The organism is Delftia sp. S65 (assembly GCF_016516495.1).
Classification (GTDB): Bacteria; Pseudomonadota; Gammaproteobacteria; order Burkholderiales; family Burkholderiaceae_C; genus Comamonas; species Comamonas acidovorans.
The window spans coordinates 114,235-130,783 of the sequence record NZ_JACVUR010000012.1 but is presented as its reverse complement, the minus strand read 5'-3'; the positions used below and the strand labels follow the sequence as shown (position 1 = coordinate 130,783).

General features: G+C 66.9%; 16 protein-coding genes. 14 read left to right on the top strand and 2 right to left on the bottom strand.

Translation table 11 applies throughout. The annotated features are described in order from the left end of the window. The first annotated feature begins 20 nt into the window (after positions 1-20). Complete coding sequence (locus IAE24_RS13210) at positions 21-1,019, top strand: Bug family tripartite tricarboxylate transporter substrate binding protein (RefSeq protein WP_012204613.1); 999 nt, start codon at positions 21-23, stop codon at positions 1,017-1,019. Positions 1,020-1,135: 116 nt separating this feature from the next. Beyond that, positions 1,136-2,290 (top strand): esterase-like activity of phytase family protein, encoded by a 1,155-nt coding sequence (locus IAE24_RS13205; protein WP_199961708.1) that lies wholly within the window; start codon positions 1,136-1,138, stop codon positions 2,288-2,290. 12 nt (positions 2,291-2,302) lie between these two features. Here IAE24_RS13205 and IAE24_RS13200 read toward each other — a convergent pair whose 3' ends face one another. Further along, positions 2,303-3,019 carry a GntR family transcriptional regulator gene (locus tag IAE24_RS13200; protein ID WP_013803234.1) on the bottom strand — a complete coding sequence of 239 codons (717 nt, stop codon included), beginning with the start codon at positions 3,017-3,019 and terminating at the stop codon, positions 2,303-2,305. Between the two features lie 39 nt (positions 3,020-3,058). Between IAE24_RS13200 and IAE24_RS13195 the strand changes: the two genes are divergently transcribed. From IAE24_RS13195 to IAE24_RS13180, 4 genes are all read left to right on the top strand, one after another. Next, positions 3,059-3,808, top strand: a complete 750-nt coding sequence (locus IAE24_RS13195) for an enoyl-CoA hydratase/isomerase family protein (RefSeq protein ID WP_199961709.1) — start codon at positions 3,059-3,061, stop codon at positions 3,806-3,808. 183 nt (positions 3,809-3,991) lie between these two features. After that, on the top strand, positions 3,992-4,960 hold the full coding sequence (locus IAE24_RS13190) for a Bug family tripartite tricarboxylate transporter substrate binding protein (protein WP_047217627.1): 969 nt from the start codon (positions 3,992-3,994) through the stop codon (positions 4,958-4,960). A 162-nt stretch (positions 4,961-5,122) separates the two neighbouring features. Then, complete coding sequence (locus IAE24_RS13185; RefSeq protein ID WP_199961710.1) at positions 5,123-6,310, top strand: CaiB/BaiF CoA transferase family protein; 1,188 nt, start codon at positions 5,123-5,125, stop codon at positions 6,308-6,310. A 43-nt stretch (positions 6,311-6,353) separates the two neighbouring features. Continuing rightward, a complete protein-coding gene (locus IAE24_RS13180) occupies positions 6,354-7,907 on the top strand; it encodes a malonate--CoA ligase (protein WP_043819527.1) in 1,554 nt (517 codons plus the stop codon). Between the two features lie 108 nt (positions 7,908-8,015). Here the strand turns inward: IAE24_RS13180 and IAE24_RS13175 are convergent, their stop codons facing one another. Beyond that, complete coding sequence (locus IAE24_RS13175) at positions 8,016-8,459, bottom strand: universal stress protein (RefSeq protein WP_012204620.1); 444 nt, start codon at positions 8,457-8,459, stop codon at positions 8,016-8,018. Between the two features lie 116 nt (positions 8,460-8,575). Here IAE24_RS13175 and IAE24_RS13170 point away from each other — a divergent pair, with 116 nt between their 5' ends. From IAE24_RS13170 to IAE24_RS13135, 8 genes are all read left to right on the top strand, one after another. Then, on the top strand, positions 8,576-11,011 hold the full coding sequence (locus IAE24_RS13170; RefSeq protein WP_199961711.1) for a heavy metal translocating P-type ATPase: 2,436 nt from the start codon (positions 8,576-8,578) through the stop codon (positions 11,009-11,011). Positions 11,012-11,174: 163 nt separating this feature from the next. After that, the gene (ccoS, locus tag IAE24_RS13165) at positions 11,175-11,312 is read left to right on the top strand and encodes a cbb3-type cytochrome oxidase assembly protein CcoS (protein ID WP_013803228.1); all 138 of its coding nucleotides are present in this window, start codon (positions 11,175-11,177) and stop codon (positions 11,310-11,312) included. A 63-nt stretch (positions 11,313-11,375) separates the two neighbouring features. Beyond that, on the top strand, positions 11,376-12,812 hold the full coding sequence (gene ccoN, locus IAE24_RS13160; RefSeq protein WP_012204623.1) for a cytochrome-c oxidase, cbb3-type subunit I: 1,437 nt from the start codon (positions 11,376-11,378) through the stop codon (positions 12,810-12,812). Positions 12,813-12,831: 19 nt separating this feature from the next. Continuing rightward, positions 12,832-13,464 (top strand): cytochrome-c oxidase, cbb3-type subunit II, encoded by a 633-nt coding sequence (gene ccoO, locus IAE24_RS13155; RefSeq protein WP_012204624.1) that lies wholly within the window; start codon positions 12,832-12,834, stop codon positions 13,462-13,464. Positions 13,465-13,475: 11 nt separating this feature from the next. Beyond that, positions 13,476-13,613 carry a cbb3-type cytochrome oxidase subunit 3 gene (locus IAE24_RS13150; RefSeq protein WP_012204625.1) on the top strand — a complete coding sequence of 46 codons (138 nt, stop codon included), beginning with the start codon at positions 13,476-13,478 and terminating at the stop codon, positions 13,611-13,613. A gap of 27 nt (positions 13,614-13,640) precedes the next feature. Beyond that, positions 13,641-14,558 carry a cytochrome-c oxidase, cbb3-type subunit III gene (gene ccoP, locus IAE24_RS13145; RefSeq protein WP_012204626.1) on the top strand — a complete coding sequence of 306 codons (918 nt, stop codon included), beginning with the start codon at positions 13,641-13,643 and terminating at the stop codon, positions 14,556-14,558. A gap of 77 nt (positions 14,559-14,635) precedes the next feature. Further along, the gene (ccoG, locus tag IAE24_RS13140) at positions 14,636-16,090 is read left to right on the top strand and encodes a cytochrome c oxidase accessory protein CcoG (protein WP_199961712.1); all 1,455 of its coding nucleotides are present in this window, start codon (positions 14,636-14,638) and stop codon (positions 16,088-16,090) included. A gap of 57 nt (positions 16,091-16,147) precedes the next feature. After that, a complete protein-coding gene (locus IAE24_RS13135) occupies positions 16,148-16,462 on the top strand; it encodes a FixH family protein (protein WP_071954955.1) in 315 nt (104 codons plus the stop codon). The last annotated feature ends 87 nt before the right edge of the window (positions 16,463-16,549 follow it).

Sequence of the window (16,549 nt, the reverse complement as noted above, 5' to 3'; positions counted from 1 at the left end):
AGGCGACAAGGAGACAAGTCATGCAAGCTTCCCACCCCACGGGGCGGCGCGCGGTGTTGCGCGCAGCCGGGGCCTCGATGGCCGCGCTGGCCCTGCCCATGGCAGCCCGCGCGGCGGCGGACTGGCCGTCCAAACCCGTGAACCTGGTCGTGCCGTTTCCAGCCGGCGGGGGCACCGATGCCTTTGCCCGGCCGTTCTCGGCCCAGTTCGCCAAGAGCGCGGGCAAGACCCTGGTGATCGACAACCGCGGCGGCGCAGGCGGCACCCTGGGCGCCAGCTACGCGGCCAAGCTGGCGCCGGACGGCTACAACTTCTTCATGGGCGGCACCCACCATGTGATTGCGCCGTCCATGTACCCGCGCCTGGACTATGACCTGGAGCGCGACTTCATCGCGCTGGCCCTGCTGGCCAGCGTGCCCCAGGTGCTGGTGGTCAACCCGCGCAACGTGCCGCACAAGACCGTGCAGGAGCTGCTGTCCGACCTGCGCAAGCGGCCGGGCAAGCTCAACTACGCCTCGGCGGGCGCGGGCACCTCGCACCACCTGGCCGGCGAGCTGTTCAAGCTGCAGACCAATACCTTCATCACCCACATTCCCTATCGGGGCGCGGGCCCGGCGCTGCAGGACCTGATCGCCGGCAATGTGGACATGATGTTCGACGGCCTGGGCTCGTCGGCCCAGCACATCAAGAGCGGGCGCATCCGCGCGCTGATGGTCTCTGGCGACAAGCGCAATCCCGCCTTCCCCGACGTGCCCTGCGCGGCCGAGTCCGGCCTGCCCGACTACACGGTCACGACCTGGTACGGCCTGTGGGCGCCCAAGGGCACGCCGCAGGCCGTGCAGGCCCAGGTCATCGACCAGGTGCAGCGCATAGGATCGGCCGAAGAGATCAAGTCCATCTGGGCGCGCAACGGCGCCGACTACGGCGGCATGAACCAGCAGCAGTTCGCGGCCATGGTGCATGGCGAGATCGCGCGCTGGGCGCAGGTGGTCAAGGCCTCGGGCGCCAAGCTGGAGTAGCGGACGAGGGGCCGGTCAGGGCTGGTGCAGGGCGGCGGCATGCGCGTGCATGTCACCACCCTGTCACGGGCCTTGGCTACGGTCCATCCCTTCTGAGATCCATCCTGGGAGGGAATATGAACCAGGCAGACAAGGTCCGCTCGCCCGCATCCGTGCTGCTCGCGCTGGTCCTGGCTTTCGGCACGGCCACGGGCCTGGCAGGCTGCGGCGGCAGCGACGACGGCCCCGAGACCATCGGCTCGCTGCGGCTGATCGGCGACTACAGCATCAGGACCAAGACACTGTTCGACGGCGTGGAGTTCGGCGGCATCTCCGGCCTTGACCGCGCGCCCGATGGCAGCTACTGGGCCATCTCCGATGAGCGCGGCGGCGAGCGTGGCACGCCGCGCTTCTACAACCTGGGCATTCAGTTCGATGACAAGGCCATCCAGGCCGTGACCATCCGCAAGATGGTCACGCTCAAGGGCCGCGACGGCCAGCCGCTGCCCAGCACGCGCCGCACCGTGGACCCCGAAGGCATCCGCGTGGCGCCCAACGGCAACCTCTACGTGTCCAGCGAGGGCAACTTCAGCACCGACCCCGCCAGCCTGTTCCAGCCCTTTGTGCGCGAGATCAAGGTCGACGGCAGCTTCGTGCGCGACTTCGAGACGCCTGCGGCCTTCAACTACGTGGACAACACCACCAGCGGAGGGCGCAACAACAAGCTGTTCGAGGCCCTGGCCGTCACGCCCGAAGGCAGCGTGTTCACGGCCAACGAGGATGCGCTGGTGGAAGACGGCCCCCTCACCACGCTGGCAGCGGGCAGCGTCATCCGCGTCCTCAAGCTCGATCCGGCCACGGGCAAGTCGGGCGCGCAGTATGCCTACCAACTCCCGAAGATTCCGCTGGACAAGGCCGCCAGCGGCAGCTTTCCGCCGGACAACGGCCTGCCCGAGCTGCTGGCGGTCTCCAACAACGAGTTCATCGCCATCGAGCGCGCCTTTGCCGATGGCGTGGGCAACACCATCCGCCTGACGCGCGCCACCATCGAGCCGGACACCACCGACGTGCGCAGCTTCAAGAGCCTGGTGGGCGCCAGCTACAAGCCCATGAAGCGCGAGCTGCTGCTGGAAATGCCCGTGACCTACCAGGGCGTCAAGCTCGACAACATCGAAGGCATCTCCTGGGGTCCGCGCCTGGCCAACGGCAACCGCACCCTGGTGCTGGTGGCCGACAACAACTTCGCGGACAACCAGGTCACGCAGTTCCTGGCCTTCGAAGTGCGGCCCTGAGCCCTCTTCGGGCTACCTTGACTTGCGCGGGCGCTCGTAGCCCGCCTGCGCGGGCGCGCCCAGCACCATGTCGGTGAAGGCGCTGCCGCCTGCGCAGATGTGCTGGCGCATGGCCTCGGCTGCCACCTCCGCCTGGCCTGCGCAGATGGCGGCCACCACGGTGGCGTGCTCCTGCTGCGAGCGCGCAAGCCGGCCGGGCTTCTCGAACATGCGGCCCCGGTAGGGCGTGATGCGCAGCCGCAGCAGCCGCGTCTGCTCCACGATGAAGTCATTGCCGCTGGCCTCGTATATCAGTTCGTGCAGCTGCATGTTGGCCTGCACATAGCCCTCGGCATCCTGCGCCTGGGCGCAGGCAGCGGTGTGCGCCAGCGCCGCCTGCAGCCGCTCGCGCAGCTGCGCATGGATGCGCGTGGCAGCCAGTCGGGCCAGCACACCTTCCAGCTCGGCCAGGCCTTCCATCATGGCCACCAGCTCGCGCGCATCCAGCCGCCGCACATAGATGCCCGAGCGCGGAACGATCTCCACCAGCCCCTTGGCCACCAGCAGCAGCAGCGCCTCGCGCACGGGGGTGCGCGAGGCGCCGAAGCGTTCGCACAGGGCCGGCTCGTCGATGGCGTCGCCGGGCCGCATGGCGCCCGAGCGCAGCTCGTCTTCCAGCGATTGCCGTATACGCTCCTGCAGGCTGGACGTGGCCGGGGTTTTCTCCAATGGCTGCTTGGCTGGAAGCATTTTCTAATTCAAATATATCTGATTGACTGACTGATACATATGACACCCAGACTCGACATCCAGGATCACCTGGCCACCATCACGCTGCAGCGTCCCGAAGCGGCCAACAAGCTGGCCCCGGAAGACCTGGGCGCGCTGGTCGCGCACATGGAGCATATCAACCACCGCGACGATGTGCGCGTGGTGGTGCTGCGCAGCGAAGGCAAGTACTTTTGCAGTGGTTATGATATATCAGAGATCCAGGGCAGCCAGACCGAGGGCAGCAGCTTCGGCGAGATGGTGGACGCCATCGAACAATGCCGCGCCGTGACCGTGGCCGCCATCCACGGCGGCGTCTACGGCGGCGCCACCGACATGGCCCTGGCCTGCGACTTTCGCGTGGGCAGCACGGCGGCCGAGATGTTCATGCCGGCCGCGCGCCTGGGCCTGCATTTCTACGCGGGCGGGCTGGAGCGCTATGTCTCGCGCCTGGGCCTGGACACGGCCAAGCGGCTGTTCCTGACCTGCGAGCGCATCCAGGCCCCGGAGATGAAGGCCTGCGGATTCCTCACCCATCTGGCCGATCCCGCCGCCTTCGCCGTGGCCGTGGAGCAGCTCACCGGCACGCTGGCCGCCATGGCGCCCATCCCCCTGTTCGGCATGAAAAAGCACCTGAACCTGATCGCGCGTGGCCGCCATGACGTGGCCGAGATCACGCGCGAGGTGCAGCGCAGCATCGCCTCCGAAGACCTGCAGGAAGGCGGCCGGGCCTGGCGCGAGAAGCGCAGTCCGGAGTTCAAGGGGCGCTGAACCGCATCCTCCCGCATACACGCAGATTGCCCGTGGTGCTGCCTACCGCCCACAGCCCACGGAACCGGCGCGGCCCAACTCGGGGACACCGAGGAAGGGCCGCTCCCGCACCGAGGGTGTCGTCCCCCTTTGGGGGGAAGGCGCGCAGCGACTCAGGGGGTATCAATAAACAGGAGACAAGCCATGTTCAAGCGTTTTGCACTGTCGTTGCTGCTGGCCGGATTGGCCGGTGGCGCGATGGCCCAGTCCTATCCCGCGCGGCCCGTCACGCTGGTCGTGGGATTTCCTCCCGGTGGCGGCGCCGACGCGGTGGCGCGCATCGTGGCCGACAAGGTCGGCAAGATCCTGGGCCAGCCCCTGCTGGTGGACAACCGCCCGGGCGCTGGCACCACGCTGGCCTCCGAGCATGTGGCGCGTGCAGCGCCCGACGGCTACACGCTGCTGCTGGGCAGCGCCAATATCTATGGCTCGGACCAGCTGCTCTACAAGAGCGCGCGCTATGACGGCGCGCGCAACTTCACGGGCATCACGCGCTGGAGTTCAGCCCCCATGCTGCTGGCCGTGCGCAAGGATTTTCCGGGCCAGGGCGTGGGCGATCTGGTGGCGCTGGCACGCAGCCAGCCCGACAAGCTCAGCTATTCCTCCTCGGGCGCAGGCGTGATCACGCACCTGGCCACGCTGTCGTTCGCGGGCGCCAGCGGCGGGCTGCGCATGCTGCATGTGCCGTTCAAGGGCGGTGCGCCATCGATACAGGCCGTGGCCGCCGGCGATGTGGACCTGACCTTCGGCACGCCGCCCTCGGTGCTGCCGCTGGCCCAGGCGGGCAAGCTGCGCATGCTGGCGGTGAGCACGGCCGAGCGCTCCCCGCTGTTTCCCGAGCTGCCGGGCATGAAGGAGTCCGGCGTGCCGGGTTTTGACTACACGTTCTGGTTCGGCCTGTTCGCCCCGGCGGGTCTGCCCGAGGACGTGGCGAAGAAGCTGTTCGATGCCAGCACCAAGGCGCTGGAAGACCCCGATGTGAAGGCCAGGCTGGCCAAGCAGGGCAATCTGGCCGCGCCCTCGGCATCCCTAGAAGAATTCCGCGCCTGGGCCCTCAAGGAAGGGCAGGAGTCCAAGGCCCTGACCCAGCGTTCCGGCGCCGGGCTGCAGTGAGACACCCCCTGAGGCGCCACGCGCCTTCCCCCTCTCGCTTCGCGGGGGGACGACACCCTCGGTGCGGGAGCGGCCCTTCCTCGGTGTCCTGGTCTTGGGCCCCGCCGGTCCCACAGGTTGTGGGTGTCGCATCAAGCAGTAGATAACGATATGGAAATCCCTATGAATGAACAAGCCACGGGCCTGCCGCTGGAAGGCCTTACCGTCATCGACCTCACGCGCGTGCTGGCCGGCCCCATGTGCACGCAGATGCTGGCCGACCTGGGCGCGCGCGTGATCAAGGTGGAGCAGCCCGGCACGGGCGACGATGCGCGCGGCATCGGGCCGTTTGTGGACGGGGGCTCGGCCTATTTCCTGTCGGTGAACCGCAACAAGGAATCCATTGCGCTGGACCTCAAGCAGCCGCAGGACCGCGAGGTCTTCGAGCGCCTGCTGCAAGGCGCCGATGTGCTGGTCGAGAACTTCCGCCCCGGCACCATGGACAAGCTCGGCTATGGCTGGGAGACCCTGCATGCGCGCCATCCCCGGCTGGTGATGACGTCGGTCTCTGGCTTCGGCCAGACGGGTCCCTACAGCGGCTTTCCTGCCTACGACATGGTGGTGCAGGCCATGAGCGGAATGATGAGCGTGACCGGCCACCCGGGCGCCGGGCCCTGCCGCGTGGGCGTGTCCATCGGCGACCTGGGCGCAGGGCTGTACGCCGTCATCGGCACGCAGGCCGCACTCATGCGCCGCGCCCGCACGGGGCAGGGCGAACGTGTCGATGTCTCCATGCTCGACTGCCAGGTGGCCCTGCTGGAGAACCCCGTGGCGCGGCTCGGCGCGCTGGGCAGCGTGCCGGGGCCCATGGGTACGCGGCATCCGTCCATGGCACCCTTCGATGTGTTCGCGGCGCAGGACGGCTGGTTCGTCATCGCCGTGGGCAGCGATGCGCTGTTCCGCAAGCTGTGCAGCCTGCTGCAATTGCCCGAACTGGCCGAGGACGCGCGCTTTGCCGGCAATGCCCTGCGCTGCGAGCACCAGGCCGAACTCAAGGCCGCGCTGGAGGCGCGCCTGCGGGACAGTCCCAGGGCGCATTGGCTGCGCCTGCTCACTGATAATGGCATCCCGGCGGGGGAGTACAACAGCGTGGCCGATGTCGTCGAGCACCCCCAGGTGCGCGAGCGCGGCATGCTGGCCCAGGTGCAGGCCCCCGGTGGCCAGACACTGCGCGTGGCGGGCAACCCCTTGCTGGCCGCGTGCGATCAGCCCCTGGTGCGCAGGCAGCCGCCCGCGCTGGACGCGGACCGCGAGCGCATCCTGCGCGAGCTGTCCGTGGCGCAGTCTTCGCCCAACCATGAACGTGCCTGAGATTTCCCTGCTTCCCGCGGACTCTTCCTTCTTCTTCACAGCCATGACCAACCGCAATCTGTTCGCTGCCTTGCGCGCCGCCTTTCCCCAGGATCTGCAGAAGTGGGCCGTAGAGGCCATAGGCGCGGACGGCGCCAGCCTGTTCTACAGCTGGGCCGACCTGGACCGTGGCAGCGCGCGCATGGCCAACCTGCTGCAGTCGCTGCAACTGCCGCCCGCCAGCCGCATCGCCGTGCAGGTGGAAAAGTCGGTCGAGGCGCTGATGCTCTACCTGGCCACGCTGCGCAGCGGCCATGTCTTCCTGCCGCTGAACACGGCCTACCAGAGCGCCGAGATCGAATACTTCGTGGGCAATGCCGAGCCCGCCGTCGTGGTCTGCGCGCCGGGCAATTTCGGCTGGGTCTCCAAGATCGCCTTCACCTCGGGCGTGGCCCATGTCTACACCCTGGGCGACGACCGCAGCGGCACGCTGCTGGAGCGCGCGGCCCACCATGGCGACGAGCATGAGGTGGTGGAGCGCGGCGAGGACGACCTGGCCGCCATCCTCTACACCAGCGGCACCACGGGCCGCAGCAAGGGGGCGATGCTCACGCACGGCAACATGCTGTCCAACGCCGAGACGCTCAAGGACTACTGGGGCTGGCAGGACGGCGACGTGCTCATCCACGCGCTGCCCATCTTCCATGTGCACGGCCTGTTCGTGGCTATCCACGGCGCGCTGATCAATGGCAGCCCCATGATCTGGCTGTCCAAGTTCGAGCCCGGCACGGTGATCTCGCGCATGCGCGACGCCACCGTCTTCATGGGCGTGCCCACGCTCTACGTGCGCATGCTGGCGGACGCGCGGCTCACGCGCGAGGCGGCGGCCCACATGCGGCTGTTCATCTCGGGCTCGGCCCCCATGCTGGTGGAGACGCACCGCGACTGGCAGGAGCGCACCGGCCACGTCATCCTGGAGCGCTACGGCATGAGCGAGACCATCATGCTGACCTCCAACCCCTACCGCGCCGACGCGCACAACGGCGGCCAGTCCGAGCGCCGCGCCGGCACCGTGGGCTTTGCGCTGCCCGGCGTGGGCGTGCGCATCGTGGACGACGCAGGCGAGCAGGTGCCCGTGGGCGAGATCGGCAACATCCAGGTGCGTGGCCCCAATGTGTTCAAGGGCTACTGGCGCATGCCCGAGAAGACGGCCGAGGAGTTCACGGCCGATGGCTGGTTCCGCACGGGGGACGTGGGCAAGCTCGACGAGCGGGGCTATGTGAGCATCGTGGGCCGCAGCAAGGACCTGATCATCTCGGGCGGCTACAACGTCTATCCGGCCGAGATCGAAGGCTTCATCAACGAGCTGCCCGGCGTGGCCGAAAGCGCCCTGGTCGGCGTGCCGCACCCGGACTTCGGCGAAGTGGGCGTGGCCGTGGTCGTGCCGCGCCCCGGTGCCGCCCTGGAGCCCCAGGCGGTGGTCGATGCGCTCAAGGGCCAGCTGGCCAATTTCAAGATTCCCAAGCGCTGCTTCGTAGTGCAGGAGCTGCCGCGCAACACCATGGGCAAGGTGCAGAAGAACCTGCTGCGCGACGAACACAAGCAGCTGTTCGCCTGAGTTGGCGCCAGGGTGCGGATTGCGCCCTGGCCTGATTGAAAAAGCAAAAGGCATCGGCGCCGCCGATGCCTTTTTTTGTGTGGCGGCCGCCGAGGCTGCCGCTACCCTTCAACGCAGGACGAGCACGGGGATATGGGTGTGCGTGAGCACATGCTGCGTCTCGCTGCCCAGCAGCAGGCGCTGCAGGCCCTTGCGTCCGTGCGAGGCCATGACGATGAGATCGCAGTCGCGGCGCTTGGCCACGTCGATCACGCTTTCGGCGACCAGGTCGGACTTGACGATCTCGGTGGTCACGTTGACCTTCAGAGCCTGTCCCTTGGCATGGATGGCATCCAGCACGGTCTGCGCGTTGGAAGTCCACTGGCCTTCGATGCGCTCGATCTGCTTGAGGTCCACGGTCTCGCCGCCCTCGAAGTAGCTGCGCGGATAGTGTTGCACCACCTGGACGACGACGACGCTGGCGCCGCACAGCGCGGCAAGGCCCAGCCCGCTGTCCACGGCCTTGTCGGAAAGCTCGGAACCGTCGGTGGCGATCAGGATGCGGTTGTACATGCGTGCTCCTTTCGTGTGTGCTGATGGATGGGATGAAGTCAGCATAGACCCAACCATGAGTTAACGGTTGATTAATGTCAATACGCTTATCATGCGGCCCGATTACGCTAAGAACCATGCCCCACACCACGATAGCCCCATCCAGCGAGGCGGCAGTGGCGGCGCTTGATTCAGGCCCCTCGCCCTCGCAGCAGGCCACCGCCCGGCTGCTGGATGACCCGCAGGAGTGGAGTTCGTTCGGACGGCCCGCAGGCCCCGCAACTCCCGCCGACCCTTCCAAGGAACCCACCGACTTTCCCGCCTGGGATTCGCACGTCGTTCTGGAAGGCATGCACTGTGCCGCATGCGCCCTGACCATCGAGGATGCGCTGCGTGCCGTGCCCGGAGTGGAGAAGGCCGAAGTCAGTGCTGCCACGCGCCGCGCCCGTGTCACCTGGCGCCACGCGCAGGTGCTTCCCTCCGAGTGGATGGAGGCCGTGCGGCGCGCCGGCTACCAGGCGCTTCCCGCACGCGATGCCTTTGCGCGCGAGCGCCGCCAGGCCGAGAGCCGCCGTGCGCTGTGGCGCTGGCTGGTGGCCGGCTTTTGCATGATGCAGGTCATGATGTATGCGTGGCCCGCCTACGTGGCCCGCCCCGGCGACCTGTCGCAGGAGATGGAGACGCTGCTGCGCTGGGCCTCCTGGGTCATCTCGCTGCCCGTGGTGCTGTTTTGCTGCGGCCCCTTCTTCTCCAGCGCGCTGCGCGACATACGCCAGCGCCGCGTGAGCATGGACCTGCCCGTGGCCCTGGGCATGCTGATCACCTTCGTGATCAGTTCGCTGGGCACCTTCGATCCTTCGGGCCCCTTCGGCGAGGAAGTCTTCTACGACTCGCTGACCATGTTCGTCTTCTTCCTGCTGTCCGGCCGCTGGCTGGAGCTGCGCCTGCGCGACCGCACGGCCGGCGCGCTGGAGGCGGTGATGAACCGCCTGCCCGATGCCGTGCTGCGCGAGAACGCAGCCGGCCATTTCGAGCGCGTGGCCACGCGCCGCCTGCGCGCGGGCGACCGGGTGCGCGTGCTCAGTGGCGAGGCCTTCCCGGCCGACGGCACCATCGTGCGCGGCCGCACCCATGCCGACGAGGCCCTGCTCACCGGCGAGTCCACGCCCGTGCTGCGCGCCGAGGGCGATACCGTCACGGCCGGCAGCTACAACCTGGATGCCGTGGTCGATGTGCGCGTGGATGGCGTGGGCGCCGATACGCGCTTCGCCCAGATCGTGGGCCTGATGGAAAGCGCCTCGCTGCAAAAGCCGCGCCTGGCCCAGCTGGCCGACAAGGTGGCGCGGCCCTTTCTCGTCGTGGTGCTGCTGGCTGCGCTGGGCGCCGCCATCTGGTGGTGGCCCACCGATCCCGGCAAGGCCATGATGGTGGCGGTGGCCGTGCTCATCGTCACCTGCCCCTGCGCGCTGTCGCTGGCCACGCCCGTGGCCATGCTCACCGCCGCCGGCACGCTGGCGCGCAGCGGCGTGCTGGTGCGCAACCTGCAGGGCCTGGAGGCGCTGGCCGCCGTGGACACCCTGGTGTTCGACAAGACCGGCACGCTCACGCGCGATGGCCTGGCCCTGTCGTCCTTCGAGCCTGCTGCGGGCGAAGACGCCGACGAAGTGCTGGCACTGGCGGCGCTGCTGGCGCGCCAGTCCATCCACCCGGCCTCGCGCGCCATTGCGCAGGCCGGCGCCGATGCCGCCACCGACTGGAAGCTGGACACCATGCAGGAAATGGCCGGCCTGGGCCTGGACGCCTGGGTTCAGCGCGCCGGCGCGCGCCGCCATCTGCGGCTGGGCTCGGCCCTGCACGCAGGCCTGGCCGGGGAGCAGCCCGTGCAGGGTGTGCTGCTGGCCGAGGAGACCTCGCAGGGCTGGCACACGCTGGCCCGCTTCGTCCTCAGCGAGGACGTGCGGCCCGAGGCCGCAGCCGTGGTGCAGGCGCTGCACCGGCATGGCGTACAGGTGATGCTGCTGTCCGGCGACCGCGAGGACGCGGCCCGCGCCATGGCGGCGCGCGTGGGCATCACCCAGGCCGAAGGCGGCTGCAGCCCGCAGGACAAGCTGGAGCGCCTGCAGCAGGCGCAGGCTGGCGGCCACCACGTGGCCATGGTGGGCGACGGCCTCAACGACGGCCCAGTTTTAGCTGGAGCGCATGTCTCTTTTGCGTTTGGTAGAGCAGTGCCCCTGGCACAATCGCGCGCAGATTTCGTTGTTCTGGGTGACAGCCTGGAACTGGTACTCCAGGCATGCCTGTTGTCGCGCCGCACGCTGCAGGTGGTGCGCCAGAACATGGCCTGGGCAGCCGCTTACAACGCGGTGTCGATTCCGCTGGCCCTGGCGGGCTTCATGCCTGCCTGGGTGGCCGGCCTGGGAATGGCACTGAGTTCGCTGCTGGTGGTGATGAATGCCGCGCGCCTTGCGCGCAGCCTGCCACTGGCTGCAACGAAACACACGGGCACGCCTGCTGCGCCCGCAGCGTCCGTCGCGATGAAGACGGGCTCCACCGCAACGGTGGGGAGGTTCTGATGGAAATACACCCCCTGAGCGGCTGCGCCGCTTCCCCCTCTCTCGCTTCGCGGGAGGGGAACGACACCTTCGCCGCGAGGCGGCTCTTGCTCGGTGTCACTGAGCTGGATCGCGCCCGTTCTGGGGGCAAGGCGTGGCGCGTCAGCGCCACGGGGAACTGACCATGGATATTTTGTATTTGCTGATCCCGCTGTCGGTGGTGCTGGTGCTGGCCATCCTTGCGGCCCTGTGGTGGGCCGTGTATCGCGGGCAGTTCGAGAGTGTGGAGCAAGAGGGTGAGCGCATTCTTCGGGACGATTGACGTGGGTCAACACGCCCGGGAGCGAAGAACGTAACACTTTGATAGCAATCTAAGGGGTGCACGATGGATAGTTCAAATAAAAACGCTGTCTATTACGACGATTCCGTCGTAAGGCAGTTCTCTATCATGGCCGTCGTCTGGGGGGTGGTAGGCATGGCTGTCGGGGTGTTGATCGCCTCGCAGCTGGCCTGGCCGGAACTCAACTTCGGCATTCCATGGCTGAGCTACGGACGCCTGCGTCCGCTGCACACGAACGCCGTGATCTTTGCCTTTGGCGGATCGGCGCTGTTCGCAACCAGCTACTACGTGGTGCAGCGCACCTGCCAGACGCGGCTGTTCATGCCCAAGCTGGCCAGCCTGACCTTCTGGGGCTGGCAGATCGTCATCGTCGCCGCCGCCATCAGCCTGCCGCTGGGCTACACCCAGGGCAAGGAGTACGCCGAGCTGGAGTGGCCGATCGACCTGCTGATCGCCGTGACCTGGGTCTCGTATGCCATCGTGTTCTTCGGAACCATCGGCATCCGCAAGGTCCGTCACATCTACGTGGCCAACTGGTTCTTCGGCGCCTTCATCATCGCCGTGGCACTGCTGCACATCGTCAACAGCGCGGCCATTCCGGCCGGCTGGATGAAGAGCTACTCGGCCTACGCCGGCGTGCAGGACGCGATGGTGCAGTGGTGGTACGGTCATAACGCCGTGGGCTTCTTCCTGACCGCGGGCTTCCTGGGCATGATGTATTACTTCATCCCCAAGCAGGCTGGCCGTCCGGTCTACAGCTACCGCCTGTCCATCGTCCACTTCTGGGCGCTGATCTTCACCTACATGTGGGCGGGTCCCCACCACCTGCACTACACCGCGCTGCCCGACTGGACGCAGTCCGTGGGCATGGTGTTCTCGCTGATCCTGCTGGCTCCCAGCTGGGGCGGCATGATCAACGGCGTGATGACGCTGTCGGGCGCATGGCACAAGCTGCGCGACGACCCCATCCTGCGCTTCCTGATCGTGTCGCTGTCGTTCTACGGCATGTCCACGTTCGAAGGTCCGATGATGTCCATCAAGACCGTCAACGCGCTGTCGCACTACACGGACTGGACCGTGGGCCACGTTCACTCGGGCGCCCTGGGCTGGGTGGGCCTGATCACCATGGGCTCGCTGTACTACCTGATCCCGCGCCTGTTCGGCAAGACCAAGATGCACTCGGTGGGCGCCATCGAACTGCACTTCTGGATGGCCACCATCGGCATCGTGCTGTACATCGCCGCGATGTGGATCGCCGGTGTGATGCAGGGCCTGATGTGGCGCGCCGTCAATCCCGATGGCACGCTGACCTACACCTTCGTCGAAAGCGTCAAGGCCAGCTATCCGTTCTACGTGATCCGCGTGGCCGGTGGCCTGCTGTACCTGGGCGGCATGCTGGTCATGCTGTGGAACACCTGGAAGACCGCGATCTCGGGCCGTTCGGTGAAGGTGGCCGTGCCTGCCGTCGTGGCCCACGCCTGAGCGTCTAGGAGCATTACTCATGTCCGATCACAACAATAGCGCTCCCAAGAGCTTTTCCCACGAGAAGGTGGAAACCAACAATTTCCTGCTGATCGTGCTGACCCTGCTGGTGGTCGCCGTCGGCGGCATGGTGGAAATCGTTCCGCTGTTCTTCCAGAAGTCGACCACGGAAGCGGTGGCGGGCCTCAAGCCCTACACGCCGCTGCAGCTGATGGGCCGCGACGTCTATCTGCGCGAGGGCTGCTACAACTGCCACTCGCAGATGATCCGCCCCTTCCGCGCCGAGACCATGCGCTACGGCCACTACTCGGTGGCTGGCGAGTTCGTCTATGACCACCCCTTCCAGTGGGGTTCCAAGCGCACGGGTCCCGACCTGCACCGCGTGGGCGGCAAGTACAGCGACGAATGGCATCGCATCCACCTGAACAACCCGCGCGACGTGGTGCCCGAGTCCAACATGCCTGCCTACACCTGGCTGGAAAAGAACAAGGTGGATGACACCGTGGTCGCCCAGCACATGAGCGCGCTGCGCAAGGTGGGCGTGCCCTACAGCGACGAGGAAATCAGCGGCGCTGCCGAGCAGGTCAAGGGCAAGACGGAAATGGACGCCGTCATCGCCTACCTGCAGGTCCTGGGCCGTTCGGTCAAGTAAAGGAGAGCGACATGGACATCACCACCATGCGCATCGTGGCCACGCTGGCCTCGCTGGCCTGCTTCATCGGCATCTGGTGGTGGGCGTTCGCCCGCCGCAACCAGGCCCGTTTCGACGAGGCCGCCCAGCTGCCGTTCGAGCAAGACTGAGTCCCTCCACCAGAACGAGAACTTCCCATGAGCGATTTCGTAAACAACTTCTGGTCGATCTATGTCACGGCGATCACGCTGGGCGGCATCATCGGCTGCCTGCTGCTGCTGTATCTCACCGCACGCAAGAAGGTGGTCCCCTCGGCCGACAACACCACGGGCCACGTCTGGGACGAGGACCTGCGCGAGCTGAACAACCCCATGCCCAAGTGGTGGATGTGGCTGTTCATCATCACCTCGGTGTTCGGCTTCGCCTACCTGGCGGCCTATCCGGGCCTGGGCTCGTTCGCGGGCAAGCTGGGCTGGACGCAGCTGGGCGCCTATGAAAACGAGATGGCCAAGGCCCGCGCGGACCTGGAGCCGCTGTACGCCAAGTTCACGAGCATGAGCACCGAAGACATGGCCAAGGACCCCCAGGCCATGGCCATCGGCGAGCGCCTGTTCATGAACAACTGCGCACAGTGCCACGGCTCGGACGCACGCGGCGGCAAGAGCTTCCCCAACCTGACCGATGGCGACTGGCTGCATGGCGGCACGCCCGAGAAGATCAGGGAAACCATCACGGGCGGCCGCATCGGCATCATGCCGCCCATGGCCGCTGCCGTCGGCACGCCCGACGATGTGCGCAACCTCTCGCACTATGTGCTGAGCCTGTCGGGCAGCCCGCACGACTCGCTCAAGGCCTCGCTGGGCAAGTCCAAGTTCACGGCCTGCGCTGCCTGCCACGGCATGGACGGCAAGGGCAACCAGGCCCTGGGCGCACCCAACCTGACCGATGACATCTGGCTGCACGGCTGGGGCGAGGCCGCCATCACGGCCATGATCAACAACGGCAAGCACAACGAGATGCCTGCCCAGAAGGACAAGCTGACCGAGGCGCAGATCGCGGTGCTTGCTTCCTATGTCTGGGGCATGTCGCACAAAGACGGCGCAGTCCGTCAGTAAGCACGGGGGCGGCGCTGCGGCGCCGCCTTTTTGCGTTTTGAGTTTTCAGATATTTCAAAAAAACAAAGGAACCCACCATGAAGCCCGAGAGCGGGGATGACACCGGGAAGCCTCCCCGCAAAGTCATTCCGATCACGCCGGCCACGCCTGATCCGGGCGAGCTGGTGTCGATGTTCGAGTCGGAAAAGAAGGTCTACCCGCGCTCCATCAGCGGTGTCTTCGCACGCTGGCGATGGGCCCTGGTGTTTCTTACCCAACTGGTTTTCTACGGCCTGCCCTGGCTGGAGTGGGGCCAGCGCCAGATGGTGCTGTTCGACCTCGGAACGCGGCGCTTCTATCTCTTCGGGCTGGTGCTGTACCCGCAGGACTTCATCTACCTGGCGGGCCTGCTGATCATCTCGGCGCTGGCATTGTTCCTGTTCACGGCCGTGGCCGGGCGCCTGTGGTGCGGCTTCTCGTGCCCGCAGACGGTCTACACCGAGATCTTCATGTGGGTGGAGCGCAAGGTCGAAGGCGACCGCAGCGCGCGCATGCGGCTGGACAAGAACGGCTGGACCTTCGAGAAGGCCTGGAAGAAGTCGCTCAAGCAGTTGCTGTGGATCGCCATTGCGCTGTGGACCGGCTTCACCTTCGTGGGCTACTTCGTGCCCATCCGCGAGCTGGGCGGCGAGCTGCTGGCGCTGCAGGGCAGCTGGCAGATGTTCTGGGTGCTGTTCTACAGCTTTGCCACCTATGGCAACGCGGGCTACATGCGCGAGCAGGTCTGCAAGTACATGTGCCCCTATGCGCGCTTTCAGAGCGCCATGTTCGACCGGGACACCATGATCGTCAGCTACGACACGGGCCGGGGCGAGCCGCGTGCACCGCGCACCAAGAAGGTGGACTACAAGGCCCAGGGCCTGGGCGACTGCATCGACTGCAAGATGTGCGTGCAGGTCTGCCCCGTGGGCATCGACATCCGCAACGGCCTGCAATACGAATGCATTGGCTGCGGCCTGTGCATAGACGCCTGCAATTCCATCATGGACAAGATGGAGTACCCGCGCGGCCTGATCCGCCTGACCACGCAGAACGCCATGGCCGGCCTGTGGCGGCGTGCCCAGGTGTTGCGCCGCATCTTCCGTCCGCGCGTGCTGATCTACTCGGCCGTGCTGATCGGCTTGAGCGTGGCCATGATCGTGAGCCTGGCGTTGCGCCAGTCGGTCAAGGTGGACGTGATCCGCGACCGCGCCTCGCTGTCGCGCATCGTGGCGGGCGGCAAGCTGGAGAATGTCTACCGCCTGCAGATCATGAATGCCACCGAGCAGGCCCAGCGCTACCGCATCAGCGCCCATGGCCTCGATGGGCTGGAGCTGGCGTCCGAGCAGGAAGTCGAGGTCGGCCCGGCCGAGACGCGCGGCATTGCGGCGCGACTGCAGATTCCCTACGGTTCGGCCGAGCCGGGCTCGCACACCGTATTCTTCGATATCGATGCCGTGCATTCAGGCGCGGGACGCGCGTCCGAAAAGGCCGTCTTCCTGGTGCCCCGGTGATGTTCCTGGCAGGCGCGGCACGGTCCGCGCCTGCCGCCTGAAAGAAAGAGGTTTCCCATGTCTTCCAGTCCCGCAGTTTCCGCGCCCGCGCAGGCTCCCTCGCACCCCGACGCCGGCAAGCCCTGGTGGAGGTTCGGCCATGTCTGGCTGGTGGTGGCCGGCCCGGCGGCCGTGGTGGTCGCTGCCGTGATCACGGCCATCATCGCCATCAATGGCGCCGATCCCGTGATCGACCCCGACTACTACCGCAACGGCATCACGATCAACGAGCGTGCCGATGGCGTGCGCGAAGTGCCCAAGAGCATGGCGCCCGCCGTCACCGGCCGCAACCATGCGGCTACGCCCGCGCACGATCACCCCACGGACCGCTGATCGCCGTGCACCCCTGCAAGAGGCCGCAGTCGCGGCCTTTTTGCATGGCGGATCGCATCTCCGGCATGCGCGACGGGTGAGGGTTTC